The sequence below is a fragment of the Mucilaginibacter sp. P4_C11 genome (assembly GCF_056402115.1).
Map to the genome: position 1 here is coordinate 75,258 of NZ_JBFUIA010000006.1, position 11,707 is coordinate 86,964.

8 protein-coding genes are annotated in these 11,707 nt (G+C 42.4%); all 8 read left to right on the top strand.

Going from position 1 to position 11,707, the window contains the following annotated elements:
• The first annotated feature begins 188 nt into the window (after positions 1-188).
• The 8 genes from AC1DU2_RS07280 to AC1DU2_RS07315 all read left to right on the top strand — a co-directional run bounded on the left by AC1DU2_RS07280 (position 189) and on the right by AC1DU2_RS07315 (position 11,583).
• On the top strand, positions 189-1,445 hold the full coding sequence (locus AC1DU2_RS07280; RefSeq protein ID WP_477383545.1) for a c-type cytochrome: 1,257 nt from the start codon (positions 189-191) through the stop codon (positions 1,443-1,445).
• Between the two features lie 37 nt (positions 1,446-1,482).
• Positions 1,483-4,539, top strand: a complete 3,057-nt coding sequence (locus AC1DU2_RS07285; RefSeq protein WP_477383546.1) for a TAT-variant-translocated molybdopterin oxidoreductase — start codon at positions 1,483-1,485, stop codon at positions 4,537-4,539.
• Positions 4,540-4,566: 27 nt separating this feature from the next.
• Positions 4,567-6,039, top strand: a complete 1,473-nt coding sequence (nrfD, locus tag AC1DU2_RS07290) for an NrfD/PsrC family molybdoenzyme membrane anchor subunit (protein WP_147053251.1) — start codon at positions 4,567-4,569, stop codon at positions 6,037-6,039.
• 2 nt (positions 6,040-6,041) lie between these two features.
• Positions 6,042-6,578 (top strand): DUF3341 domain-containing protein, encoded by a 537-nt coding sequence (locus AC1DU2_RS07295; RefSeq protein WP_477354068.1) that lies wholly within the window; start codon positions 6,042-6,044, stop codon positions 6,576-6,578.
• A complete protein-coding gene (locus AC1DU2_RS07300) occupies positions 6,571-7,146 on the top strand; it encodes a c-type cytochrome (RefSeq protein WP_477354071.1) in 576 nt (191 codons plus the stop codon). The genes AC1DU2_RS07295 and AC1DU2_RS07300 overlap by 8 nt, the downstream gene beginning before the upstream one ends.
• 11 nt (positions 7,147-7,157) lie before the next feature.
• Positions 7,158-8,420 carry a quinol:cytochrome C oxidoreductase gene (locus AC1DU2_RS07305; protein ID WP_477354074.1) on the top strand — a complete coding sequence of 421 codons (1,263 nt, stop codon included), beginning with the start codon at positions 7,158-7,160 and terminating at the stop codon, positions 8,418-8,420.
• A 47-nt stretch (positions 8,421-8,467) separates the two neighbouring features.
• Positions 8,468-9,661, top strand: a complete 1,194-nt coding sequence (locus AC1DU2_RS07310; protein ID WP_477383547.1) for a cytochrome c oxidase subunit II — start codon at positions 8,468-8,470, stop codon at positions 9,659-9,661.
• Between the two features lie 122 nt (positions 9,662-9,783).
• Positions 9,784-11,583, top strand: a complete 1,800-nt coding sequence (locus AC1DU2_RS07315) for a cytochrome c oxidase subunit I (RefSeq protein WP_477383643.1) — start codon at positions 9,784-9,786, stop codon at positions 11,581-11,583.
• Positions 11,584-11,707 lie beyond the last annotated feature (124 nt).

The window sequence follows — 11,707 nt, forward strand, 5'->3', positions numbered from 1 at the left end:
TTTAAAGAGTATTTAAATGACATTTTTGTGTTTATTTAGAACGATTATAAATTATAGGTTACTGTCATTTATGTGTCAGCGATACTGTAATAAATTTTACTTTTGTGGCTGTAAAAAGCAGATGGGTTACACATCTTTACAGCAGAATAAAACATTAATATAAAAATTATTTAGCATAAATACACTTTATGAGAAGTTTCTCATTGATTTTTAAACAATTCTCAAGGTCGGTTTTACTGATTGTTGGGTTTGCTTTCTGGGGTTTTTCTGCTGCTTACGCGCAAACAGACGCTGCTAAGGGCGAAACCATTTTTAAAGCCAATTGTACGGCCTGTCACAAGATTGCAGAGCGAATGACCGGCCCTGCACTGGGTCCGCAGCTTACCTCTGAAACCGATGATAAGTACCTTATCAGTTGGATTCAGAATAACCAGGCCTTAATTGCTGCCGGTAACCCTAAGGCTCTTAAAATTGTTAAGGAGTTTGATGGTAAGGCAATGACCACTTTTACCAATCTTTCTGACGCTGATGTTAGTAACGTAATTACTTATATCCGCGCCGATTGGAAAAGGATTCAGGACGAAAAGGCAAAAGCTCCTGTTGGTCCCGTTGAAGCAAAAGGCCCAAGTGAGCTGGTTGTTTGGGGCTTAGTTGGCATTGTCATTATCGCTTTCATCTTAATACTTGTTTTAAACAAGGCTACCAATTCGTTGGAGCGCGTATTAGCCAGCAACCCAAACATTGTAGTTGAAGATGAGGTGGTTGCCGAAGCCGATAAAAACGTACTGCTTAAAAAGATCCTTAAAAACAAAAAACTGGTATTCTTTATACTGGTTTGCGGCACCATTGCGATGGGCAGCTGGGGATGGGTTACCTTGTGGAACACCAACGTGCACACAGGTTATCAACCGGTACAGCCAATCAAATACTCACATGAACTTCATGCCGGGCAAATGAAAATTGATTGCCAGTATTGCCACGGCGGTGCTTACAAATCAAAAAATGCTTCTATCCCATCACTAAACGTGTGTATGAACTGCCACAAGGTTGTTAAAACCGAATCGGCAGAGATTCACAAAATCTACGATGCTTTGGGTTACGATCCTAAAACTGATAAATACGATAGCACAGCAGCCAAGCCAATCCAATGGATTCGTGTTCACAACCTGCCCGATCTGGCTTACTTTAACCACTCGCAACACGTAAAGGTTGCCGGTATTAAATGCCAGGCTTGCCACGGTCCTGTTGAAACCATGAAAGAGGTTTACCAATACTCGCCGCTTACCATGAAATGGTGTATCCAGTGCCACAAACGCACCGAGGTTAACGCCAAAGGCAACGCTTATTACGACAGCATACTTGCAGCACATGATAAGATTAAAAAAGGCGAAAAAGTTACTGCCGCTGTTTTAGGTGGTATCGAGTGCGGTAAGTGCCACTATTAATAAATAAGAATTTAGCATTACAGTTTATATAGCTTAAATGGACAGCAATAAAAAATACTGGAAAGGTTTAGAAGAACTAAACAAAACCCCAGAATTTGTTGAGAAAAATAAAAACGAGTTTGCAGAGCCTATCCCTATCGAGGATTTGCTGAGCGGATCTGGTTTATCGGCTAAAACCCCACGCCGCGACTTTTTAAAGGCGCTTGGCTTTGGTGTTGGTGCTGTTACGCTGGCTGCTTGTCAAAAAGTGCCTGTACACAAATCAATCCCTTACCTTATAAAACCTGAGGAAGTTACACCTGGTGTAGCTAACTACTACTCTTCATCATATGAAGGCCAGGCTATTTTGGTAAAAACCCGTGAAGGCCGCCCTATTAAAGTAGAAGGTAACCCTAACGATATTTTTGCAAAAGGTGGTTTAAGTGCGCAGGGCCAGGCTTCGGTGCTTGATCTGTACGATGCAAACCGCACCCAGGACCCTAAAATTAATGGCGCAGATGCAGCATGGCCCGAAGTTGATGCGTATGTATTACGTGAGCTTGCCGCTGTTGCAGCATCAGGTAAAGGCATCCGTATAGTTACATCAACTGTACACAGCCCGTCTACCTTAGGTGTTATTGCCGATTTTATTGCAAAATACCCAACTACAAAACACATCAATTACGATGCGGTATCATACACCGGTATTATCCAGGCTAATCAGAACAGCTTCGGTAAAGCGGTATTGCCACATTACAATTTTGATAAAGCAGAAGTGATTGTAAGCTTTGGTGCCGATTTCCTTGGTTCATGGATCTCGCCTGAAGAGTTTACCCGCCAGTACGTATCAAACCGTAACAGCAAATCGCTTGAGGCAAAGAAAATGTCTCGCCACATTCAGTTTGAGGCAGGAATGAGCTTAACCGGTACCAATGCCGATAACCGTTTCCCTGTTAAACCATCTGAAGAAGGCGTCGCTTTATTAAGCTTATACAATGCTATTGCTGGCACAAGCCTGGCAGGTGCAAAAAAATTAAGCAATAAGGCTGCTGATACAGCTATCACTTTGGTTGCTAAAGAATTGTTGGCAGCAAAAGGTAAAGCGCTGGTAGTTGCAGGTTCAAATGATGTTGCTACACAAACTTTAGTAAACGCCATCAACTCCTTATTAGGCAGCTATGGCAACACTATTGATTTGGATAACCCGTCAAAACAATACGCCGGTAACGATCAGGATTTTGTTGGCTTTGTAACCGAATTGGCTGCGGGCTCAATTGGCGCGGTTTTATTCCTGAATGCCAACCCTGCTTACGATTACTTTAAAGCAAAAGAATTTACAGAAGCACTTAAAAAAGCACGTTTAACTATATCATTCTCTGATCATGGCGACGAAACCGCTTTACTATCAAAAGTAGTAGCGCCAAATCACCATTATTTAGAGTCATGGGGTGATGCCAACGCTGTTGAAGGTTATTATACCGTAATACAGCCAACTATCAACCCCGTTTACAATACCCGCCAGGCCGAGCATAGCTTATTGGTTTGGGCCGAAAACCCGGTTAAAGATTACTACACTTATGTACGTAACACCTGGGATAAAGGCTTATTAGCTAAGGGCGGTTTATCTGGTCAAAAAGGATGGGAAAGCTTATTGCAGGCAGGTTTGGTAAAAGCCGCCCCTGCAACTGCCGGAACCTACACTTTCAGCCACGATTTAAATGCGGTAGCACAAACTATTGTTGACCATAGCAACAGCCTTGTATCTGGTGAAAAATTTGAATTACAGGTTTATCAATCGGTAGCGATGGGCGATGGTAAACGTGCCAACAACCCATGGTTACAGGAGTTGCCAGACCCGGTATCTAAAGTTACCTGGGATAACTTCGCGGCCATGTCGATGACTGATATTCAGAAATTGGGTTTCGAAGAAGGTGATGTAATTAAAGTAGAAGCTAACGGGTACTCAGTTGAAGTTCCGGTATTGGCACAACCAGGCCAGGCACAGGGCACTATATCAATTGCTGTTGGTTACGGTCGCGTTAGCGCAGGCCTTGTAGGTAACAACGTTGGTAAAAACGCTTTCCCTTTCTACAGTTACCGTAACGGTACTTTCCAAACTACCGCGGTTATTACCGATTTCAAAAAAACAGGTATTATATCGCCGCTTGCGCAAACACAAACCCACCATTCCTACGAAGGCAGGAGCGTTATTCGTGAAGCTTCATTCACCGCATACAAAAAGAACCCTGCTGCCGGTAGCRGTAACGAGGGCGAACATAAAGATTATAACAAAACATCGCTTTGGGATGATCATGACCGCCCTGTTTATAACTGGGTTATGGCTATCGACCTTAACGCCTGTACCGGTTGCGGTGCCTGCGTTGTAGCTTGTAGCGCCGAAAACAACATCCCGGTTGTGGGTAAAGACGAAGTAAAACGTCGTCGTGAGATGCACTGGATCCGTATTGACCGTTATTACAGCTTTAACGATCATGGCGATAGCGAAGAGGCGATAACCAAAGAGAAAGATATTGCTAAACTTACCAATTTTGATAACGTATCGGTTGTTCACCAGCCAATGCTTTGCCAGCACTGCGATCACGCACCATGCGAAACAGTTTGCCCGGTATTAGCAACCGTTCACTCATCAGAAGGGTTAAACCAAATGGCTTACAACCGTTGTATAGGTACACGTTATTGCGCAAATAACTGCCCTTACAAAGTACGCCGCTTTAACTGGTTTAATTACTGGAACGACTCGCGTTTTGATAACTACCTGAATAATGAGCACACACAATTAGTATTAAATCCTGATGTTACTACACGTTTCCGTGGGGTAATGGAAAAATGCTCCATGTGCGTTCAACGTATCCAGGCTGGTAAGTTAAAAGCCAAAATCGAAAAACGCCCGCTTAAAGATGGCGAGATCAAGGTTGCCTGTCAGCAAACCTGTTCTGCAAACGCTATTGTTTTCGGTAACGCAAATGACCCTGAGTCTGAAGTTTCAAAAGCATTGAAGAGCGAAAGAACTTATTACGTGCTTGAAGAGTTAAACGTACAGCCAGGTATTGGTTACCAGGTTAAGGTTAGAAATTTATCAGAATTAGAGGCTTAAATTTTTTATATACAGATAACAAAATATATGTCATCTCATAGTGAATCAATAATAAGGGAACCGTTAATTACGGGTGAAAACATCACCTACGGTCAGATTACTGACGATGTATTACGCCCCGTAGAAAATATGCCGGGTAAAGCCTGGTGGATCGGTTTTAGTGTAGCATCATTGGGCGCCCTGCTTTGGGTTGTTGCCATCAGCTACACATTCTGGTTTGGAATCGGCGCCTGGGGCTTAAACAAAACAGTTGGATGGGCCTGGGATATTACCGGCTTCGTGTGGTGGGTAGGTATTGGCCACGCCGGTACGCTTATCTCGGCAGTATTGCTGTTGTTCCGTCAAAACTGGCGTAACTCCATCAACCGCTCGGCCGAGGCGATGACCATCTTCGCGGTAATTTGCGCCGCCACCTATATCGGTGCGCACATGGGCCGCCCATGGATGGCTGTTTATTCATTACCATTGCCAAACCAATATGGCTCATTATGGGTAAACTGGAACTCTCCGCTTATCTGGGACGTATTCGCGATATCAACTTACTTCTCGGTTTCATTGGTGTTCTGGTACACAGGTTTATTGCCTGATATCGCTACCATCCGCGACCGTGCAACCGGTTTACGCCGCCGTATATATTCTGTAATGTCATTCGGTTGGACAGGTTCAGTTAAAACCTGGCAACGTTTCGAGACCGTGTCATTAATCCTGGCCGGTATCTCAACACCACTGGTACTTTCGGTACACACCATTGTATCTATGGACTTTGCAACTTCACTGGAACCAGGATGGCACACCACCATCTTCCCTCCATACTTCGTTGCGGGTGCTATCTTCTCGGGTTTCGCCATGGTACAAACGCTGTTATTAGTAGCACGTAAAGTATTAGGGTTAGAAAACTACATCACCATGTTCCACATCGAATCGATGAATAAAATCATCCTTTTAACCGGTTCAATAGTGGGTGTGGCTTATTTAACCGAGCTTTTCATCGCATTTTACTCTCAGGCAGAATACGAGCAATACGCGTTTATGAACCGTATCTCGGGTCCGTACTGGTGGGCATACTGGAGCATGATGACATGTAACGTAATTACGCCGCAGTTATTCTGGTTCAAAAAAATCCGTACTAATATTCCATTGGCCTGGACACTGTCAATCGTAGTAAACATCGGTATGTGGTTTGAGCGTTTCGTAATTATCGTAACCTCGCTGCACCGCGATTATATCCCTTCAAGCTGGGCTATGTTTTATCCAACCTGGGTTGATGTAAGCATCTTTATCGGGTCTATCGGTTTATTCTTTACCATGTTCCTATTGTTTGTGAGGGTACTACCTTCAGTGGCAATGGCCGAGGTGAAACTGATCCTGAAAAGCTCAAGTGAGCAAGCCAAGAGAAAATTACTTGAAAGTGGCCATGTTGAACCTGCCGAGGCTGAGTTCTACATCAATTCATTAGGCAAGTTTGATAGTGTTGAACAGTCTTCATACGAAAAAGTATAAAAATGAGTAGCACCAAATATATATTAGGAATTTTTGATGATCCCGATGATCTGATGCACGGTATCGACAAATTACAAAAGAATAGTGTCCCTATTTACGATGTTTATTCGCCATGCCCAATTCACGGTATTGATGCTAAATTAGGCATTAAGGATTCGCGCTTAGGTTATGCAGCCTTCATGTTTGGCTGTTTAGGTGGCACCATCATGTTCAGCATGGTTTATTATATGCTTGTACACGATTGGCCAATCAACATCGGCGGTAAAAACTTTTTTGCCATCCCCGATTTTATACCGGTAACCTTTGAATGGACCGTATTGTGGACGGCCTTTGGTATGACATTTACTTTCTTTTTTGCCACCCACCTTTTCCCGGGCCGTGCACCAAGAGTAATGGACCTGCGTGCCACCAATGATAAATTTGTTATCGCCATTGATGCAAAAGGTAATACACCACACGCAGATATTGATAGTATATTAAAAGAAGCAGGAGCTGTAGAAGTTAAGCATAACGACAGAAAATATGTTAGCTATGAATAAGATTAAAATAATAGGAACATTAGTTATGATTATCGCTGCTTCGATAGTTATAACATCATGTAAGGATAAAAGAAGTACAGGTTGGGAATATGCGCCTAACATGTACGAGCATACCGCTTACGATCCAGATCAAAAGAACAGTCAATTTAAAGATGGTAAAACCGCACAGTTACCACCGGCCGGAACGATCCCGGTAGGTTTTACAAAGTTTGATTATCCTAATACCAAAGAAGGTTATGAGCTGGCAAGTGTTGAGGTTAAAACTGTAATTGCGCAAACCCAGGCAAATTATGCTGATGGAAAATTGCTTTTTGCACACTACTGCTCGCCATGCCATGGTTTAAGTGGCCAGGGTGATGGTTTAGTGGTTGCGCATGGTTACCCGCCGCCACCATCTTATTCAAAAGGACAATCATCACGCGGTGGCGCTATGAAGGATTTAACAGACGGTAAAATTTATCATACTATTACTTACGGTGTAAACGCGATGGGCTCTTATGCTTCGCAGCTAAACCCTGAAGAACGCTGGAAAGTGATCATGTATGTTCACCATTTACAAACTTTATAAGAATATATTGAATGAGCACTCATAATAGTTTTGACGAGCAATTTCATTTTACCGGTAAGGTAAAAACACTAAGCCTGGCTGCAATAGCGGTGGGGCTGATAGTAACAGTTGCCGGGTTTTTCATTGATGGCGAGCGTACGTTTGCAAACTTATTGCTGATGGCTTATTACTTTGCCTGTGTATGTATGGCCGGTGTATTTTTCTGCGCTTTACAATATGTGGCGCAGGCAGGCTGGTCGGCATCATTGCTTCGCATCCCGCAAGCATTTGCTAAAACATTGCCAATTGCCGCTACCATATTAGTAGGTATTATAGCCGCGGGTTTATTTATAACCCATACTACCGAAATTGAAGGTAAACAAGTTGTTGCCCCTTATTTATATAAATTATGGGCCATTGCTGGTGTAGAAATTAAAGGCAATGCCAATTTCGACCCTATCATTGCAGGGAAACACGTTTTTTTAAATAAAGGTTTCTTTTTTGCCAGGTTATTTGTGTTTTTAGGTAGCTACACTATTTTTGGCCGGATGCTGGTGAGATATTCTGAAGGGGAAGACGAACTAGGTGGTATGTTCTACTACAAAAAGAGCTTTGCCATGTCGTGCCTGTTCCTGGTAATATTTGGTTTTACAACGCCAATCTTCGCTTTTGATGTTATTATGTCGTTAGAAGCACACTGGTTCTCAACTATGTTCGGCTGGTATAACTTTGCCGCCATGTGGGTAAGTACCTTGGCTATCATTACTTTAACCATTATTATTTTAAGAGAGAACGGGTACATGCAATGGATCACACAAGATCACCTGCATAACCTTGGCCAGCTGATGTTTGGTTTCTCTATCTTCTGGACATATGTTTGGTTTGCACAGTTCTTATTGATCTATTACGCCAACATTCCTGAAGAAACAGTTTACTTTTTACGCAGGTGGGAGCCTGAATTTAAGCCATGGTTCTGGTTGAATATTGTAATTAACTTTTTAGCGCCACTATTGATTATCATGGCACGTGATTCAAAACGTACCACCAGTGTATTAAAGGTTACCTGCTTTATTTTAATTATAGGTCACTGGTTAGATTATTTCCAGATGATTATGCCAGGCACAGTAGGGCCAACATCACACTGGTATACCGAGATTGTTTGGATTGAACCAGGTGTAGCGTTATTGTTTTTAGGATTGTTTGTATTTTTGACGATGAACGCTTTAAGCAAATTCAAATCACTTCTGCCTAAAAAACACCCTTTCCTACAGGAGAGCCTTCATCATCACATATAATAATTGTTATTTTTGCATCAAATACAGAATACCAAACAAACATTAAAATGGCATTCAAAAAATTAATAAATTCTAAAACCATACTATCGTTTTTTGCAGCGTTTATGCTTTTTGGCACAAACCTGCTAATGGCGCAAACTCCGGCTGCCGCAGCTGGTACAGGCGAAGATGCCAACCAGGTTGACTGGACGGGTGTTGCCTATTATGTGCTGATATTTTTTCTGATATGCCTTGGTGTAGCTGTAATAGGTAAAATTTTAAAGATCTATGATCTTACCCTTAAAATTCAGGGAAAAAAAGGCTTAAGCTGGAACAATGTAATGGGCGTTATTTGCCTTATATTCCTGATAGCAGGTATATATGGTGCTTATTGGTCGTTTACTGTTCAAGGTAGCATGACTTTGCCGGAAGCCGCCTCAATCCACGGCGTTAAAATTGATGAAATGTTCACGGTTACAACTATTTTAACCATGATCGTTTTCTTTATCACGCAGATACTGTTGTTTGGCTTCCTGTTTCAGTACCGCCATTCTGATAAACGCCGCGCGCACTTTTTACCACACAACAATACCATTGAAAAAATATGGACAATTGTACCTGCTATAGTGCTTACAATCCTGGTAGTGTTTGGTTTCTTTACCTGGCAAAAAATTATGGATGATACCGATGCCAAAGGCGAGGTAGCCTCTATAAATATTGATATCACCGGTCACCAGTTTGCATGGGAATTACGTTACCCGGGTAAGGATGGCAAATTAGGCCCTAAAAACTTTAAGCTTACAACTGCGTCAAACAAGTTGGGTGTTGATTTCACCAAGAAAAGCAGCTTTGATGATTTATCAGCCGATACAATGTATCTGCCGGTAAACAGGTCGATTAAATTAAACATACAGGCCCAGGATGTAATCCATAGCGTTTATATGCCACATTTCAGAGTGCAGTTGAACGCAGTGCCGGGATTACCAACTTTCTTTAAGTTTACCCCGACTATTACTACAGCAGATATGCGTCACAGGCTTGATGACCCTAAGTTTGAATACTTAGTTTACTGTAATAAAATATGTGGCGGTGGTCACTACAACATGCAAAAAGTTGTACGTGTAGTTTCAGAAGCCGAATACCTGGAATGGTTGTCTCGCCAAAAACCTTATTTAACCGATGGTTTAAAAAAGGAGTTGCATTTCGCTGATGCGGAGCCGAAAAAAGCAGTATCAACAAACAGGTTAGCGTTAAATAATTAATATAAGATAAAAGAGCGATTATGTCAACAGTAGCAGTTCACGATCACGTAGTAGCACACCACGACGAGCACGGTCACGAACATCACCATAACGAAACTTTCGTGTCTAAATACATATTTAGCATGGATCACAAAATGATCGCCAAGCAATTCCTTATTACAGGTATTACTATGGCGGTTATCGCAATGATTTTATCAATCCTTTTCAGGATCCAACTGGCTTATCCAGATAAAACATTCCCTTTATTAACTACTTTACTGGGTCACTTTGCACCTAATGGCCGTATCAGTACCGAGTTTTACCTGTCGTTGGTTACTATTCACGGTACCATCATGGTATTCTTTGTATTAACAGCCGGCTTAAGCGGTACCTTTGCCAACTTATTGATCCCTTTGCAGATTGGTGCACGTGATATGGCTTCGCCTTTCATGAACATGCTGTCGTATTGGTTCTTTTTTATGGCCAGCGTGGTTATGTTATCATCATTTTTTGTTCAAAGCGGCCCCGCAAGTGGTGGCTGGACAATTTATCCGCCGTTATCTGCTTTGCCAAAAGCGATGCCAGGCTCTGGTGAAGGTATGACATTGTGGTTAATCAGTATGGTAATGTTTGTTGCATCATCATTAATGGGTGGTATCAACTACGTAAGTACTGTATTAAACATGCGTACAAAAGGTATGGACCTTTGGAAAATGCCTTTAACTATCTGGGCTTTATTCCTTACCGCTATATTGGGTATCCTTGCATTCCCTGTACTTGTTGCAGGTGTGGTGTTGCTGATATTTGACCGTAGTTTTGGTACCAGCTTCTACTTATCTGACATTGTTTTGAACGGCGTACAACAACCTTATGAAGGTGGTAGCCCAATCCTGTTCCAGCATTTATTCTGGTTCCTGGGTCACCCGGAGGTGTATATCGTTATTATGCCTGCGATGGGTATCTCATCTGAGGTTATGTCGGTAAACTCGCGTAAACCAATCTTCGGTTATCACGCGATGGTTTACTCGCTAATAGGTATTACGGTATTGTCTTTCATCGTATGGGGTCACCACATGTTTGTAACCGGGATGAACCCATTCCTTGGTGGTGTGTTCATGATCACTACACTGATTATCGCTGTACCATCAGCAGTAAAAACCTTTAACTGGCTGGCTACATTATGGCGCGGTAACATCAGGTTTACACCTGCTATGTTGTTCGCTATAGGTATGGTGTCATTCTTTATCTCTGGTGGTTTAACAGGTATTTTTCTTGGTAATGCTGCCTTGGATATCAACCTGCACGATACTTACTTTGTTGTTGCCCACTTCCACCTGGTAATGGGTTCGGCAGCGATATTTGGTATGCTTGCCGGTGTTTACCACTGGTTCCCTAAAATGTTTGGTAAACTGATGGACGAGAAGTTAGGTTACCTGCACTTCTGGTTAACTTTCATTGGCGCTTACCTGGTGTTCTTCCCGATGCACTTTATGGGTCTGGATGGCGTTCCCCGTCGTTACTACGCATTCACTGAGTTTGCTTCGATGCAAAAATGGTTAACTATAAACACGTTTATTACATGGGCGGCTATCATGGCAGCTTTGGCGCAGGTGGCTTTCATATATAACTTTATCGTATCGATATTTGCTGGTAAAAAAACCACGCAAAACCCATGGCAGTCAAACACCCTGGAGTGGACAGCTCCTGTAGAGCATTTACATGGCAACTGGCCGGGCGAAATACCTACTGTTTACCGTTGGCCATATGATTACAGCAAGCCGGGTGCCGAAGAGGACTTTATACCTCAGACAGTACCTTTCTCTCAAACAATGAGTTCAAACTTGCCGCATGATTTTGAAGATAATCCTGCCGGTATGGATGAGTTGAAAAAATTTAATGATAAGCTGAACGCAAACGACAGCGAAACACCAAAAGAATCTTAATACTGATCTGATCTTTTAGGGTACCGTGTTAAGTCTTAAGTCGGGAGTCTTAAGTTCTCAGTAAAACTCAGAACTTAAGATTTAAAACTTCCGACTTGACGAGGTACCCTAAATTTTTAGAAGA